This window comes from Robiginitalea aestuariiviva, from assembly GCF_029537735.1.
Taxonomy (GTDB): domain Bacteria; phylum Bacteroidota; class Bacteroidia; order Flavobacteriales; family Flavobacteriaceae; genus Robiginitalea; species Robiginitalea aestuariiviva.
In genome coordinates this window covers 860,994-876,195 of sequence record NZ_JARPUQ010000002.1, presented here as the reverse complement: position 1 = coordinate 876,195, position 15,202 = coordinate 860,994, and the positions used below count along the sequence as shown (strand labels likewise).

Genomic DNA, 15,202 nt, shown 5'->3' with positions numbered 1-15,202 from the left:
CATGAAGAAGGTCCATGTGTTTTGGTTCCGAAGGGACCTGAGGCTTGAGGATAACCGGGGATTATGGGAAGCCCTCAGGGGCGATTATCCCGTCCTACCCGTTTTTATCTTCGATCCCAATATTCTGGACGAACTGCCCGGGGCGGACGCCCGGGTCCAGTTTATTTGGGAGCGGCTGGGGAAGCTGAAAAAAATCCTGGAAGACCAACATCAGAGTACCCTGCAGGTGATCCACGCCCACCCCAAAGCGGCCTTTGAACAGCTGTTTGGCGCGTGGGACATTCAGGGGGTGTATACCAATGAAGATTATGAGCCCTATGCCCGGGAACGGGACCAGGAAATGGGCAAATGGCTTGCAGAAAAAGACATTCCTTTTTACTGCTTTAAAGACCAGGTGATCTTCGCCAAAGACGAAGTGGTCAAGGACGATGGGGACCCCTATGTGGTATATACCCCGTATATGCGGAAGTGGAAGGCCCGATTCAGGGAGAAAACACCGCAGATGCACTATGCCTCTGAAACCCTGCTGGGCAACCTGGCAAACGCAGTCCCTGCCCCCACACCTGCTCTGGAAGATATGGGCTTCCAACCGACGGACATCCGGGTTCCCGATTTCAACCTGGGGAAAACCCTGGTGCGGGACTATGAAGACACCCGGAATTTCCCGGCCCGGGACGGCACCTCCCACCTGGGGCCCCACCTGCGCTTCGGGACGGTTTCCGTGCGACAGGCCGTGGGCGAGGCGCTGAAACCCGAGAACGAAACCTTCTGGGAAGAGCTGATCTGGAGGGAGTTTTTTATGCAGATCCTCTGGCATTTTCCCCGCACGGTACACGAGGCCTTTAAAAAGCCCTACGACAACATCCGCTGGCGCAACAACACCGAGGAATTTGAGGCCTGGAAGGCCGGAAAAACCGGGTATTTACTGGTAGATGCCGGCATGCGGCAACTGAACCAGACCGGGTATATGCATAACCGGGTGCGCATGCTGGTGGCCAGCTTCCTGTGTAAACACCTGCTGATCGACTGGCGCTGGGGCGAAGCCTATTTCGCCGAAAAACTCCTGGATTATGAAATGGCGAGTAACGTGGGCAACTGGCAATGGGCTGCCGGCAGCGGGGTAGACGCGGCCCCCTATTTCCGAATCTTCAACCCCATGACACAGGTAGACAAATTCGACAAAGGGCACAGGTACATTGAGCAGTGGGTACCGGAAGCCGGAACCGACCGCTATCCGGAAAAAATAGTAGACCATAAAGCCGCCCGGGAGCGCTGCCTGGAAACCTACAAAGCGGCCCTGGACTAATTACCAGCCGGCCTGGGTCAGGTCTTGCTCCAGCTGTGCCTGTTGCGCCTGACGCCTTTCCAATACCCTCAGATAATGCAGGGCTTCGCGCGTGCCATAGGTAGCATAGGCTTCACGGGCCCAATCGATAGCCCGGTCCAGGTCCCCATGAATCTCATTGATGATGGCCATATTGTAATGCGCCCTGCCGGCAATCTTATCCTTGGGATGGGCGGTTTCGCCCTCCCATAATTGGGCAGCCCCGTCCCAGTCGCCGGTTTGGGCCAGGCGCTTACCCCGGGCAAAGGCATCCGTACCGCGTACGAAATAATCCCGCCCCACGCGTACCCGTGAGGGCTCCAGCCGTCCTCCGTGCTGGTACCCCAGCTGCCGGGACCGGGCGATGACCTGCTCATTGCGCAGGCCTACTGATTCCAGGGCTTTTACGGGGTTGATCCCCTCCCCTCCTACCTGGAAGCCATCCGAATAGACCATCACATCATCGGCTGCCGGGGCGCCCGGAATATACAATCGCCACCCGTTGCGCAACTGGGTATTGAGGCGAATCCGGTGGGCCGGCACCTGTATCGGCAGCCCCAATTCGTTGGGGACCTCCATCATGCCCAGGCTCAGGCCAACCTGGGTATCCGTATCGTAAAAGGCCAGGGAGAAAACAGCATCCAGGCCATGGGTTACGCAGAGGGTTTGAATTTCCTCCGGGGTGAGAGGCCCGGGCATCCGGGTCCCGCCCCGAGCCACTTCGGGCAGGTCTTCCAGGACCACCACGGCTTCAAATCGCCCGGAAAGCCGCAACCGGTCTGCCAGGCCCTTAAGGGCGGAGGCAGCCCCCAGGGAATCCAGGCGCATCCCTTCGGCCGACAGAACGGCATCGATCCGGGCCAGCCCTTCCCGTTTTTCGGATGGCGTGGAGCGGTTGATCAGGCCCACCCGTTGTACCCCATCTGGCAGGGCCACAGGCGCGGGTTCTGTAACGGTCATACTCAGGCGGTTGGTGGCGCTGCACCCGGGCAGCAAACTCCCGGTGAGGACTATCAGGACCAGAAGACGAAGGCTTTTCATAGAAAGAGGTTTTGGGCCGCAACCCGGCGGCATACACTACTTAAACGTATAAATTCCAGGATATTGCAACCCCTTCGATGAACGGCAGCCCCCCGGCTGGCACCCCATACATTTTTTGGTATCTTTAAGGCTTCGGGGCGCGGAGCCCCCTAACCTCCAAACCAACTATTTTTCGCACATATGAAAAGGACCCTCTTACTGACTGCCTTGCTGACTTTGGGCATGGCCGCCCAGGCACAAAAGATGACCCGGGCTAAAAAAACCATCGTAGCGGCAGTGGATGCCCATGAGCAGGAACTCATCCGCGTGAGCGACTCCATCTGGGCCGCTGCGGAAACCGCTTTCGAAGAAGGCACCTCTTCCCGCATCCTGGCCGATTATGCCGAGCGCAACGGCTTTACCGTAGAACGCGGGGTGGCAGGTATGCCCACGGCCTTTGTGGCCACCTACGGCAGCGGGAAGCCCGTGATCTCCGTCCTGGGCGAATTTGACGCCCTCCCGGGGATTTCCCAGAAAGCCCAGCCCACCAAGGAACCCCTTCACCCGGGCGCTGCCGGGCACGGATGCGGGCACAACCTCTTTGGGACGGCCAGCCTGGCATCGGCCATTGCCGTAAAGGAATGGATGCAGCAGGAAGGCATTTCCGGGACCGTTAAGTTTATGGGCACCCCGGCAGAGGAAAAATTCTTCGGGAAGATCTGGATGGTCCGCGAGGGCCTCTGGGACGATGTGGATGTGAACCTGAGCTGGCACCCTGCCGCCCAGACCGAAGCCGACGTACAGAGTACCCTGGCCCTGGTGGATTTTAAGGTGGAATTCTTCGGGCAGGCTGCACACGCCTCGGCCGACCCCTGGAACGGCCGCAGCGCATCGGATGCCCTGGAACTCTATACCACCGGGATCAATTACTACCGGGAACACATCAAACCCACGGTGCGCATCCACTACCACATCCAGGACGGCGGCCAGGTAGTTAACGTAGTTCCCGATTACTCCAAGATTTGGGTCCGGGTACGGGATACCAAACGGGAAGGGATGATGCCCGTATACGAACAGGTGCAGAAAATGGCCGAAGGGGCCGCCATTATGGCCAATGTGGATTATAAGATTTCCCTGATTTCCGGTATTTATGAAGTTTTGGTGAACCGTACCGGGGGGGAAGCCATGCAGAATAACCTGGAACTGCTGGGCCCTATTACCTACACGGAAGAGGAACAGGCCTTTGCCAAGAAAATCCAGGAAGCCACCGGCAAACCGCAGGTAGGGATGGACAGCGGCATCCGCCCCCTGGAAGCCACCAAGGAACACCCCGGCGGGGGCTCTACGGATGTGGGCGACGTAAGCTGGAACGTGGCCAACATCAACCTGGGGGTAACCACCGCCCCCAAAGATACCCCCTGGCACTCCTGGGCCGTGGTGGCCTGCGGGGGGATGAGCATTGGCCATAAGGGCATGCTCTATGCCGCCAAAGCCCTTGGGATGACTATGGCCGACCTCTTTGAAAACCCCAAGCTGGTGCAGCAGGTAAAGGCGGAATACGTGGAGCGTAAGGGAGATGTACAATACGAACCCATCATTCCGGACGGGCCACCCCCCATCCCGGACAGCGAGTAATCCCACTGCCAAATCCCGGCATTTACACCAAAATAAATGACCATGAAGACGTTTACACTTGCCTTTGCCTTTTTGCTATGTACCAGTTGGGTACGGGCACAACAATGGGATTTTACCTATGATCACTACTCCTTTGTGGTGGAGGACCTTAAGAAAACCGGGGATTACTACGCCCACGTCCTGGGGTTGGAGGAAATACCCCACCCAAGCGATACCGTGAATTTTCGGTGGTTTCGCGTTCAGGGGAACACCCAGGTCCACCTGATCCGCAAGGACAGGGTGGTTAAAACCGAGAACAAAAGCGTGCACCTCTGCCTCTCCCTGCAGGACCTGGATGGGTTTATCGCCTTCCTGGAACGGGAAAAGGTTCCTTATTGGGACTGGCCGGGCAAAGAGGGCGCCGTTACCCTGCGCGCCGATGGCGTCCGACAAATCTACCTGAGGGACCCCGAGGACAACTGGATTGAAATCAATACTGCCAAACACCTGTAAAAGCACACATCACTTTATGGCCATCAAAACCTTTCCCCTGGGCTTTCCCTGGGATACCCCAGACCCCTTTCTGTTCTGTGTACACCACCTGGACAAATTCCCGGCCGGAAATACCGACCTGGGGCCGGCCGCTTCCCTGGCGGGGCGACCCCTGGGCAATGATTTTACCCTGAAGGACGGGTGGCGTATGTACCACGGACAAACCGTGCCCGGCTTCCCTTCCCACCCGCACTGCGGGTTTGAAACGGTAACCATCGTAACCCGCGGGTTTTGCGACCATGCGGATTCCCTGGGTGCCGCTGCCCGTTTCGGGGAAGGCGATGTGCAGTGGATTACTACCGGGGCCGGCCTGCAGCATTCGGAGATGTTCCCGCTGCTGAACCCTGACGGGCCCAATACCCTGGAACTCTTCCAGATCTGGCTGAACCTCCCGGCCAAAAGCAAACGGGTTTCGCCCTATTTCAGTATGCTGTGGAAGGACCAGGTGCCGATCGTTGACCAGGATGGGGCCCGCATCCGCCTGGTAGCCGGGTCCCTGCAAGGGCAAAACGCCCCTGCCCCCCCTCCCGATTCCTGGGCATCAGATGCCGAAAACCACGTGGTGATTGCCCTGCTTGAACTGGAAGCCGGAGGATCATTCTCCCTGCCGGAAGTACCTGCGGGCGTTGCGCGTCGGGTATATCTTTTTGAAGGCGGCCCGGTTCGGGTTGCCGATACGGAATTGCAAGCCGGTAACGGAGCTATTCCGGAGGTGGGTGAAACCGAGATACAGGCATCAGAAAGCCCGGCGCGCCTGTTGTGGCTGCAGGGAAAACCCATTGCCGAACCCGTAGCCAAATACGGGCCCTTTGTGATGAACAAACCGGAGGAGATTCAGGCGGCCATGGATGAATTCCGCACCACCCGCTTCGGGGGGTGGCCCTGGAGGCATCCGGACCCGGTGCACGAAGCGGGCCGCGGGCGCTTTGCCCGTTTCCCGGACGGCACCGAGGTGGAAAAAGACTAACGTTACTTGCGGGGCTTACCCAGAAGGGCCAATAGCATTCTCAGGAGCCAAAGGGCAACGGGCAGCAGTACCATGGCATAGCTGTATGCCCAGAAAATGCCTGCGGCGCGTTCACTCCCGACGAAAGACGGCCCGGGGCTGAAGGTATTGGCAAAATTGCCGGAAAGCCCATAGGAAACAGGCCACCACAATACGGCCAACACAACTGCTATCCGAAATCCTTTGGCAATCCATTTGTCCCAGGCCGCAGCCGGTTGCCTGAAGCTAAAGCTCGCGGCATCCAGAAAAATCGGAAAGGCAATAAAGGCCAGCCAGAACAACAGGTTACCCAGGGGAATAAAAGGTTCCTCAACAAGGGCATGGATAAAGATGCCAGGCCGGAGCAGGAGCATCAGGAGAAACAGCATCAATAAAATGCCGGAGATTGCCAGGGTAGCCCACTTCAATTTCATCCTGAAAAACTATACCCGGGTGATGTGGGCGCCTATCGCCTGCAGGCGGGTATCGATGGCTTCGTATCCGCGGTCGATCTGCTCGATGTTGTGGATGGTGGACGTGCCTTTGGCCGAAAGAGCGGCAATCAGCAAAGAAACCCCGGCCCGGATATCCGGCGAGGTCATGACGGTCGCCTTCAGGGTAGACTGAAAGTTGTGGCCAATCACGGTGGCCCGGTGCGGGTCGCACAAAATGATCTTGGCCCCCATATCCAGTAATTTATCCACAAAGAACAACCTGCTTTCAAACATTTTCTGGTGGATAAGGACCTCCCCATTGGCCTGGGTAGCCACCACCAGGATAATGCTCAGCAGATCCGGGGTCAGGCCCGGCCAGGGGGCATCCGCAATAGTCAGGATAGACCCGTCAATGTAGTTCTGAATGGTATACCCGTCCGTATGGGCCGGGATAAATATGTCATCGCCGCGCCGTTCCAGGGTGATCCCCAGTTTGGCAAAGGTCCCCGGGATAAGCCCCAGGTTCTCCCAGCTTACGTTTTTGATGGTGAGTTCGCTCTGGGTCATGGCGGCCAGGCCTACCCAGCTGCCGATCTCGATCATGTCCGGTAACATGGTGTGCTCGGTGCCGCCAAGCTGCGCCACCCCTTCAATGGTGAGCAGGTTCGAGCCTATCCCGGAAATCCTGGCCCCCATGCGGTTGAGCATCTTGCACAGCTGCTGCAGGTAAGGCTCGCAGGCAGCATTGTAAATCGTAGTGGTCCCTTCGGCCATTACGGCAGCCATCACAATGTTGGCCGTGCCGGTAACACTGGCTTCGTCCAGCAACATGTAGGTGCCCTGCAGCCCGTCTGCCTCTACCCCGTAAAAGTGCTCTTCTTTATTGTACCGGAACCGCGCCCCGAGCTTCATAAAGCCCTCGAAGTGGGTGTCCAGGCGACGGCGGCCAATCTTATCGCCCCCGGGCTTGGGGATAAAGCCCTGCCCAAAACGCGCCAGCAGCGGACCAACCAGCATAATGGAACCCCTGAGGGCCCGTCCGTCTACCTTAAAAGCTTCGCTGCGGAGGTACTCCAGGTTAATATCGTCTGCCTTGAAGGTATAGGACCCCTTCCCCTTTTTCTGGATCTTAACGCCCAGGTTTTCCAGGATGGCTATCAGTTTGTTGACGTCTACAATGTCCGGGATGTTGTGGATGGTAACCCGCTCCGGGGTCAGCAGCACCGCACAAAGGATCTGAAGGGCCTCATTTTTAGCCCCCTGGGGGGTAATGGCCCCTTTCAGGGTATGCCCGCCTTCTATTCTGAATGTTCCCATGGGATCAATACCGCTTTTTGCCGCGTCCGCCGCGGGAGCCCTTCTTACCCGTGTTGCTTTTGGAACTACTCCGGTTGGACTTGGCATTCATCTGCTTGAGGAACTGCCCGCTTTCGGTGAGGTTCTCCCCGTCTGAGGCCAGGTCAATCTGCCCGTCGCTCAGCTCCAGCAGGTGTTCGAAGATCACCCGGTCATCCACAGTATCCTTGTTCCAGTTCAGGTAACACTTCTTCATATGGTTGGCAATGGCGTACTCCAGGCCGTCCCGCTTGTCGCCCTTTTCCCATTGCACCGCCTGGTCGATCATCCGTTTGATGTTGTTGCCGTAAAACCGGTATTTGGGGTGGTTCTGGGGATAATCCAGGGGCTCCGGGCGCTGGGCCAGCACCTCCTTGCTCGGGATGTCATACGGGGAGTCCACGTCCAGTTTAAAATCGGACATGATAAACAACTGGTCCCAAAGCTTGTGCTGGAAGTCCGGCACATCGCGCAGGTGGGGTTGCATATTGCCCATACAGCTGATGATGGCGCCTGCAATGCGGTTGCGTTCCTCCCGGTCTTCTATCGACGTGGCGTAATCTACCATTTTCTGAAAATGGCGGCCGTATTCGGGAATGTGCAGATATGGGCGTTCGGTATTGTATTCGAGGTTATAAACCGGGTTAGAAGTACTTTCCAATGAATATGGTTTGAGTAAGAAGTGAAGTCAATCTTTCGCGTGCAAAGTACCAAAAAAAGGCGAGAATACCGCATTAAAGGGAGATCACCCCCTTAATTTTGCCCACGGCCTTGTACTTCTCTATCACCTGGTCCGGACCTTGCAGGTTTACCGTGATGGACAGGCTGGTGTACTTGCCGTTCCGCGATTTTTTGGTCTGGATTACAGCCCCGGTGTTGTCGAAGATCGCCCCGATAGTGCGCTCCTTCTCCGGGTCTGTGGGGATGATGAATTTATAGAGGTAATCCGAAGGCCACTGGGTGGATTTCTCCAGTTCTTCCCGCAGGCGGGCGTAAAAATCCTCCGACTCGTTCTCTCCCATTCCGATACTTTTTACAAAGATAACAGTTTACTCTGCATTTTAGCCTCCCGGGGGGAATGTGTATTTTTACCCCGAAAACCCGGCTGTCCAGATGACCAAACGCATCGTGATTACCGGCGGGCCAGGCACCGGGAAAACCGTGCTGGTCCGCGAGCTGGAACGCAGGGGCCACACCTGCTTCCACGAGATTATCCGAGAGATGACCCAAAAGGCCAAGGGGGAAGCCAGCACGGCCCCGAAAACCAACCCCCTGCTCTTTGCCAAAGACCCTATGGCCTTCAACCGGGAAATCCTCCACGGGCGACTGGCACAATTCCACCATGCCACCCAGTTGCAGGACCCTGTGGTATTTTACGACCGGGGCCTGCCGGATGTGATCGCCTATATGGATTACTTCGGGCAGGAATACGACGGGGAGTTCCTGGAACCCTGCAGGCAATATCGGTACCATATGGCGGTGGTCCTCCCACCCTGGAGGGAAATCTACCGGCAGGATGGGGAACGCCTGGAGCGGTTTGAAGAGGCCGTGGAAATCCACCAGTGCCTGCTGGAAAGCTATGCGCGCTGCGGCTACCAGGTACAGGAACTGGGCTTTGCCTCCATCGAAAAACGGGTGGACCACCTCCTGGAATTAATCGGGGAAACCAATGGCTGAGACGGCACAGGAAATCTTACAAAAATATTGGGGCTACAAAGGCTTCCGGGGCCAGCAGGCGGAGATTATCCGCGCCCTGGTGTCCGGGTCCGACGCCGTGGCCCTGCTGCCCACCGGCGGCGGCAAATCCCTATGCTACCAGGTGCCGGGGCTGGTCCGGGAGGGGTTGTGTCTGGTCATTTCCCCCCTGATTGCCCTGATGGAGGACCAGATTACGGACCTTAAAGGCAGGGGCATACGCGCCATGGGGCTTTTTGGCAGGCTCCCGGAGGAGCAATTGATACAGCGACTGGATAATGCCGCCTTCGGGGGGTACGATTTCCTTTACCTTTCCCCGGAGCGGCTGCGGCAGGACACGGTACTGAAGCGACTGGAAGGCATTGCTTTAAGCCTGATTGCGGTAGACGAAGCCCATTGCATTTCCCAATGGGGTTTTGATTTCCGCCCCGCCTACCTGGAATGTGCACGCCTGCGGGAACGCTTTCCAGAAGTGCCCCTGGCCGCCTTTACCGCTACGGCCCCGCCGGAAGTGCTCACGGACATCCGGCAGGTCCTGCACCTGGAGGCGGCCCCCGTTTTCCGGGATTCCGTAGCCCGGCCCAACCTGCAATTTCGCGTAATCCATACCCAGGACAAGCGCTACCGCCTGCAGGCCGCCCTCCGGGAATCGGCAGGCAGCGCTATAGTATATGTACAGACCCGCCGGGCGAGTACCTCCCTGGCAGCCTACCTGAACCAGCAAGGACTTAAAGCCCGTTATTTTCACGGGGGCATGCAGGAAGCCGAGAAGAAAGAAGTGCTTGCCGGCTGGCAAAACAATACCTTCCCCATCGTGGTGGCCACCAATGCCTTTGGCATGGGCATAGACAAGGCCGATGTACGGACCGTGGTGCACTACGAAACCCCGGAAACCCTTGAGCATTACTACCAGGAAGCCGGGCGGGCGGGGCGCGATGGGGCTCCCGCCCGCGCCCTTTTGCTCATCGGGCCCTCGGATGCAGCAAGGACGCGGGAATTCTATTTGGGAAGCCTGCCCGAAATCAAGGACCTGGTGGCCGTTTACCGGCATTTGTGCAATTACTTCCAGGTGGCCTATGGCGAACTGCCGGAAACCGTATTTTCCTTTCCCTTCGAGGCCTTTTGCGGCCAGTACAAGCTGCCTTCCAAAGGCACCTTCCAGGCCCTGGAAGTCCTGGACCGGCAGGGCTTGATATCCCTGAGGCCCCTCGCCCGGACCCAGGTTAGCCTGCAGATGGATTGCAGCAAAGCCGCCTTATGGGAATACCTGGAACGGGTGCCCGCCTGGCAGGGGCTGGTACAAACCGTCTTGCGCACCTATGGCGGGGTGTTTGAATACCCTACGGAAATCCGCCTGGGGCTGCTGGCCAAAAAACTTCAGCAACCCGAAGTCCGTATCCTGGAAGGGCTCCGGCTAATGGAAAAGGAAGGCCTGGTCCTGCTGGAGGTGCGGGAAGGGGACCTGCAACTCCAATTCCTGCAGCCCAGGGAAGATGCCCGAAGCATACACGCTTTTGCCGGGGCCTACAGCAGAAGGCAGGAGGTAAAAATAAAGAAGGTGGAACACATGCTGGCCTATGCCGCCCTGAAAAAGGGATGCCGGCGTTCCAGCCTGCTGGAATATTTTGGAGAAACGACGCAGGGTCCCTGCGGGAACTGCGACCTCTGCCTGCCCCTGGAAGAAGGCCCCGCGGAATCCGAAGGGCTGCGCAAGGGCATATTGCAGCTGTTGGGTGAAGGCCCTAAGACCTCCAGGGAGATACAGGCGCTGGGGTCCTTTCCGGAAACCCAACTCCTGGAACTTCTCCGGCTGCTGCTGGAAGAGGGTCGTATTGCCCTGGGGCCCGCTAACGAATATAAGCTTACCAAACCATGAAAAGTCTTCGCATTGTATTTATGGGCACCCCGGATTTTGCCGTGGCCTCCCTGGACGCCCTGGTGCATTCCGCCCACACCGTGGTGGGCGTAGTTACTGCCCCGGACCGGCCAGCCGGCCGCGGCCGGAAACTCCGGCCTTCTGCCGTGAAGGAATATGCCCTAGAGGCCGGATTGCCGGTACTCCAACCCGAGAAATTAAAAGCCCCCGAGTTTCTGGAGGCGCTGCAAGGCCTGCAGGCCGACCTGCAGGTAGTAGTGGCCTTCCGCATGCTGCCGGAGGCTGTATGGGCCATGCCCGCCCTGGGGACTTTTAACCTCCACGCCTCCCTCCTGCCCCAATACCGGGGTGCAGCCCCCATCAACTGGGCGCTGATCAACGGGGAAACTGAAACCGGGGTGACTACCTTTATGATCGACCACCAGATCGATACCGGGCAGATCCTGCTGCAACGGACTACCCCCATCGGGCCGGCGGAAGATGCCGGTGCCCTGCACGACCGCCTGATGGCCCTGGGGGCCGGGCTGGTAGTAGAAACCACGGACCGCCTGGCCGATGGAACCGTACAGCCGCAGCCGCAACCGGAAGCCGGGGCATTGCGCAAGGCCCCTAAACTCTTCCGGGAGAATTGCCGGATTGCCTGGGATGCACCTGCCGACACCATCCACAACCTGATCCGGGGGCTAAGCCCGTACCCCGGGGCCTGGACGGAATTCCACAACGACGGCCCTGCCCAGCAAGCCAAAGTCTTCCGGGCACATCCCATTCCGGGCACTGCCACCCTGCCCCCGGGCCGATTGGAGGTCCGGGAGGGTAAACTACTGGCCCATACCGCAAACGGCATACTGGAAATGGAAGAATTGCAGCTGGAAGGAAAGAAACGCATGCCCGTTTCAGACCTGTTAAACGGGCTGGAAATCTCAAATCGGGCCGAATTTCGCTGAGGCCCCGTGGCATAAGGGATACGAGCGAAAGGCCGCTTCCATCCCAGTTTATCAACAAAGGCCCGAAGTTATCAACAAAAACGGGGATTTCCCCCGGTTTTACTTGCGTCGGCGGCAAATCCGTATAAATTTGTTTTCGCTTTGCAATATGTATAACACCAATTAACGTTACAGAATTATGAACAAAACAGAATTGATCGATGCCATGGCCGCAGATGCCGGTATCACTAAAGCCGCTGCTAAAAAAGCTCTCGAGTCTTTCCTCGGCAATGTTGAAGGCTCTCTGAAAAAAGGAAACCGCGTATCCCTTGTTGGTTTCGGCTCCTGGTCTGTATCCAAGAGAAATGCCCGTGAAGGCCGCAACCCTTCTACCGGTAAGACCATCAAAATCCCGGCTAAAAACGTAGTGAAGTTCAAAGCAGGCTCCGAACTGAGCGATGCCGTGAACTAATTCACCAAGACGGTAAGATACTTCGGGCGGCCCTGCAACATTGCGGGGCCGCCTTTTTTCTGCCAACTTTTGATTATTTCGGGATAGTTTCTATATTTAAAAAGGTAAGCTACTTTTTATGCTAGGAGGGAAACCCCAGAAGGGCAACCTGCTCATCGCAGAACCCACGCTCACAGGCGACGTATCGTTCAACCGTTCGGTAGTCCTGCTGGCGGAGCATAATCAGGAGGGGTCCGTCGGCTTTATCCTGAATAAGCCTCTGAATTACAGTATGACCGACCTGGTAGAGGAGATACAGGTACCGTTCCCCGTTTTCAACGGCGGGCCTGTGGAGCAGGATAACCTGTACTTTATTCATAAGGTGCCCCACCTGATCACCAACAGCGTGGAAATCTCCGACGGCATTTACTGGGGGGGCGATTTTGAAATCACCGTTTCCCTGATCAACCAGCACAAAATTTCCCAGCACGATATCCGCTTTTTCCTCGGCTACTCCGGCTGGGCTTCCCTGCAACTGGACCAGGAACTTGTGTCCAAATCCTGGATTGTAGTCTCCAACGACTACGAAAGCGATATTATCCGAAAATCTACCCAGGCCTTCTGGCGCGAAAAAATGATGGAGTTGGGCGGGGATTACCTGCTCTGGTCCAACGCCCCGGAAAATCCAAGCCTCAATTAATTAACCCCGGCTTTTTCATTGAGTACGGTGGTGGCGTGGGTTGCCGCCTTTGTATTGAAGTGTGCCTTGCGGTAATCGGTAATGCTGCATAGGCCCAGCACGGGGTGGATCGAAAACAATTCGTCTGCCTTCTGCAGGTCAAATGGAGATATGGGGGCCTCTTCCCATTGGTAATGTGTATCGGTTTTCCCCCATTCCAGCAATTGCCTGCGCAACACGGTATCCGGGCTGCCCCCGGCCAACCCCGGGGTGCGAATCTGGTCGCCCACCCGGAGGAAGAGCGGGCCTTCCAGGCTGCGTACCACTTCCTTCCTGTCGTTAAGCAACAGGCAGGTATCCCAGCCATTTTCCTGGGTATATATCCCCGCCAACACTTCCAGCAAACGGTTGTTATGCGGCAGGGTGGAAAGCCCGCCGGCCGGCAGCAGGTAATCCTTGTACAGGTCTGCCCGCACCGCCTGGGAAGTGGTAACAAACCCGGCCGTTTCCAGACGTTGCACCTGGATAAGCAGGTCTACCCCCCCGGCATTGCTGCGAATCCCCATCAGGTCTACCCGGGCAGGCACAGCCTCCAGGGCATTCGCCTTCAGGGTTTTACGAATTTCTTCTTCCAGGTATTCCATGGTAAAGGCCATGGGAATATCCATACGGAGCTGCCGCAGGGCTGCCATCATCTGGAAATAATGCGCCTCCCAGAACAACAGGGATTGCCCGGTATAGCGCACCGTTTCGGTAAGGGCGTCCCCAAAGCGGAGGGCCCGGTTCTCGTGATTTAAAAAATGAGCTGTATCGGGGAGCAGGTCCCCATTGAAATTGACCATGGATACCGGTATTGGGAGTGCAAAGATACGACTCCCCGGTCTTTAGGTAGAGCCCAGAATCTGCTTCAGGTCCGAAACCTGGTTTTCCCAGAGCATTTTGGCCTCGTCCAGTTCGTCTTCCTCTGCAAAATCGGTAATGAACAAGGACACGTCGCTGGTAATCTCATCTACGATAATCCGCATTTCAAAGTAGCTGTCGTCCTCGTTGTATTCCCATGCAAAACGCACAAACTCGTCGGATTTGCGCTTGAGCAGCACCGCCACTTCTTCGCTCCCGTCCCAGATAAACATAAAACGCTCTCCCCGGGAATTTACGTTGTCTGCAAACCACTCCGACAGCCCGGAGGGGGTGGAGAGGTACTGATACAACAGTTGGGGTGAAGATTGAATGACGAATTCGAGCTCGAATTTTACCTTATCCTCCATAGGAAGCCAGACGGATTTGCGTTCGGGGCAATATATCATTTTATAGAGGGAAAAAAAATAATTCCCCTAAAACTTTTATGCCCGCAACTGTTGACCAAGCCGGAATTAAAAATTATATTTGCAGCCGCTTTTAGTACACCAGGCGAGGTAGCTCAGGTGGTTAGAGCGCAGGATTCATAACCCTGAGGTCGGGGGTTCAAGTCCCCCTCTCGCTACAGAAAAAACCGTTCCATAAGGAGCGGTTTTTTTATGTGCGCTATCGATTTAAAATGCCCCCATCAATGGTAACCGCCGAACCGGTCATCCAGGCAGCGGCGTCCGAGGCCAGGAAGAGGGTAAGGTTGGCCACGTCCTCAGGGGTGCCCAGGCGTTTAAGGGAGGTGGCTTTGGCAGCTGCCTCCACGGCCTTTTCAGGGTCCGGGAAGGCCCGGGCCGAATCCCATAACAGCGGGGTGTCTACCGGGCCGGGGCAGACCGCATTTACACGAATGGCCGGCCCGTAATCCAGGGACATCTGCTTCATCAGGGCCACAACCCCGGCCTTAGAGGCACAATAAGCCGGGTGGTTCGGGAAACTCTTGAAAGCTGCAATAGAGGCATTTATGGTAAAGCTGGCCCCGGGTTGTTTCTGCAATTCCGGGATAGCGGCCTTGGCCAGGTAAAATACCGCGCTCAGGTTGGTGGCCAGGGTCTGCTCCCAGACCGCCTCGGAAACCTCGGTAACCGAACCCAGCCCCAGGATACCGGCATTGCAGGAAACGAGGTCTATCTTCCCGAAGCGGGCAACGGCTTCATCCACCAGGTGCTGGTTATTGGCCATCTGGCTCAAGTCGCCGGGCACGAAACAAACCTTTGCCCCTTCGGCCTGCAGGGCGTTTTGCAAGGCCCCGCCCCGCTCCGCATTCCGGCCTGCGAAGACTACGGCGGCCCCGGCCCGGGCAAAGGCCTCGGCCACCGCCTTGCCCATCCCGCTGGTGGCCCCGGTAACCAGGGCTACTTTATTCTTGAAATCGGTTTGCATGGCATAGGATATTAATATGTTTCTG

The 15,202-nt window shown here is 57.1% G+C and carries 17 protein-coding genes and 1 tRNA gene; 10 read left to right on the top strand and 8 right to left on the bottom strand.

Going from position 1 to position 15,202, the window contains the following annotated elements; translation table 11 throughout:
• The first annotated feature begins 1 nt into the window (after position 1).
• The gene (locus OZ410_RS10685) at positions 2-1,306 is read left to right on the top strand and encodes a cryptochrome/photolyase family protein (RefSeq protein ID WP_277707954.1); all 1,305 of its coding nucleotides are present in this window, start codon (positions 2-4) and stop codon (positions 1,304-1,306) included.
• Here the strand turns inward: OZ410_RS10685 and OZ410_RS10680 are convergent, their stop codons facing one another.
• Positions 1,307-2,365 (bottom strand): DUF6340 family protein, encoded by a 1,059-nt coding sequence (locus tag OZ410_RS10680; RefSeq protein WP_277707953.1) that lies wholly within the window; start codon positions 2,363-2,365, stop codon positions 1,307-1,309.
• A 180-nt stretch (positions 2,366-2,545) separates the two neighbouring features.
• Between OZ410_RS10680 and OZ410_RS10675 the strand changes: the two genes are divergently transcribed.
• From OZ410_RS10675 to OZ410_RS10665, 3 genes are read left to right on the top strand one after another with little or no spacing between them, the layout of a single operon-like run.
• Positions 2,546-3,979 carry an amidohydrolase gene (locus tag OZ410_RS10675; protein ID WP_277707952.1) on the top strand — a complete coding sequence of 478 codons (1,434 nt, stop codon included), beginning with the start codon at positions 2,546-2,548 and terminating at the stop codon, positions 3,977-3,979.
• Positions 3,980-4,021: 42 nt separating this feature from the next.
• Positions 4,022-4,471 (top strand): VOC family protein, encoded by a 450-nt coding sequence (locus OZ410_RS10670; protein WP_277707951.1) that lies wholly within the window; start codon positions 4,022-4,024, stop codon positions 4,469-4,471.
• A gap of 16 nt (positions 4,472-4,487) precedes the next feature.
• Complete coding sequence (locus OZ410_RS10665) at positions 4,488-5,477, top strand: pirin family protein (RefSeq protein WP_277707950.1); 990 nt, start codon at positions 4,488-4,490, stop codon at positions 5,475-5,477.
• Between the two features lie 2 nt (positions 5,478-5,479).
• Here OZ410_RS10665 and OZ410_RS10660 read toward each other — a convergent pair whose 3' ends face one another.
• The 4 genes from OZ410_RS10660 to OZ410_RS10645 form a co-directional block, all read right to left on the bottom strand.
• Positions 5,480-5,929: a hypothetical protein gene (locus OZ410_RS10660; protein WP_277707949.1), complete on the bottom strand. Its 450-nt coding sequence runs from the start codon at positions 5,927-5,929 to the stop codon at positions 5,480-5,482.
• Between the two features lie 9 nt (positions 5,930-5,938).
• Positions 5,939-7,246 carry a UDP-N-acetylglucosamine 1-carboxyvinyltransferase gene (gene murA, locus OZ410_RS10655; protein ID WP_277707948.1) on the bottom strand — a complete coding sequence of 436 codons (1,308 nt, stop codon included), beginning with the start codon at positions 7,244-7,246 and terminating at the stop codon, positions 5,939-5,941.
• Between the two features lie 4 nt (positions 7,247-7,250).
• Complete coding sequence (locus tag OZ410_RS10650) at positions 7,251-7,925, bottom strand: DUF4290 domain-containing protein (protein WP_277707947.1); 675 nt, start codon at positions 7,923-7,925, stop codon at positions 7,251-7,253.
• A 73-nt stretch (positions 7,926-7,998) separates the two neighbouring features.
• Positions 7,999-8,286 (bottom strand): DUF493 family protein, encoded by a 288-nt coding sequence (locus OZ410_RS10645; protein ID WP_277707946.1) that lies wholly within the window; start codon positions 8,284-8,286, stop codon positions 7,999-8,001.
• Between the two features lie 91 nt (positions 8,287-8,377).
• Here OZ410_RS10645 and OZ410_RS10640 point away from each other — a divergent pair, with 91 nt between their 5' ends.
• From OZ410_RS10640 to OZ410_RS10620, 5 genes are all read left to right on the top strand, one after another.
• Positions 8,378-8,941, top strand: coding sequence for an AAA family ATPase (locus OZ410_RS10640; RefSeq protein ID WP_277707945.1), 564 nt, complete (start codon positions 8,378-8,380; stop codon positions 8,939-8,941).
• A complete protein-coding gene (locus tag OZ410_RS10635; RefSeq protein ID WP_277707944.1) occupies positions 8,934-10,835 on the top strand; it encodes a RecQ family ATP-dependent DNA helicase in 1,902 nt (633 codons plus the stop codon). Before OZ410_RS10640 ends, OZ410_RS10635 begins: the two co-directional genes overlap by 8 nt.
• Positions 10,832-11,779 (top strand): methionyl-tRNA formyltransferase, encoded by a 948-nt coding sequence (gene fmt / locus OZ410_RS10630; RefSeq protein WP_277707943.1) that lies wholly within the window; start codon positions 10,832-10,834, stop codon positions 11,777-11,779. Before OZ410_RS10635 ends, fmt begins: the two co-directional genes overlap by 4 nt.
• Positions 11,780-11,957: 178 nt before the next feature.
• Entirely contained in the window at positions 11,958-12,230 is a 273-nt protein-coding gene (locus tag OZ410_RS10625) for an HU family DNA-binding protein (RefSeq protein ID WP_277707942.1), read from the top strand.
• 118 nt (positions 12,231-12,348) lie between these two features.
• Complete coding sequence (locus OZ410_RS10620; protein WP_277707941.1) at positions 12,349-12,909, top strand: YqgE/AlgH family protein; 561 nt, start codon at positions 12,349-12,351, stop codon at positions 12,907-12,909.
• Here OZ410_RS10620 and OZ410_RS10615 read toward each other — a convergent pair.
• Positions 12,906-13,730, bottom strand: a complete 825-nt coding sequence (locus OZ410_RS10615; RefSeq protein WP_277707940.1) for an aminotransferase class IV — start codon at positions 13,728-13,730, stop codon at positions 12,906-12,908. The two genes, OZ410_RS10620 and OZ410_RS10615, sit on opposite strands and share 4 nt — an antisense overlap.
• Positions 13,731-13,772: 42 nt before the next feature.
• Positions 13,773-14,156, bottom strand: coding sequence for an START-like domain-containing protein (locus OZ410_RS10610; RefSeq protein ID WP_277707939.1), 384 nt, complete (start codon positions 14,154-14,156; stop codon positions 13,773-13,775).
• Between the two features lie 141 nt (positions 14,157-14,297).
• Between OZ410_RS10610 and OZ410_RS10605 the strand changes: the two genes are divergently transcribed.
• Positions 14,298-14,371, top strand: a tRNA-Met gene (locus OZ410_RS10605).
• A gap of 41 nt (positions 14,372-14,412) precedes the next feature.
• On the opposite strand, the gene OZ410_RS10600 is transcribed toward OZ410_RS10605, so the two are convergent.
• Positions 14,413-15,177 carry an SDR family NAD(P)-dependent oxidoreductase gene (locus OZ410_RS10600; RefSeq protein ID WP_277707938.1) on the bottom strand — a complete coding sequence of 255 codons (765 nt, stop codon included), beginning with the start codon at positions 15,175-15,177 and terminating at the stop codon, positions 14,413-14,415.
• Positions 15,178-15,202 lie beyond the last annotated feature (25 nt).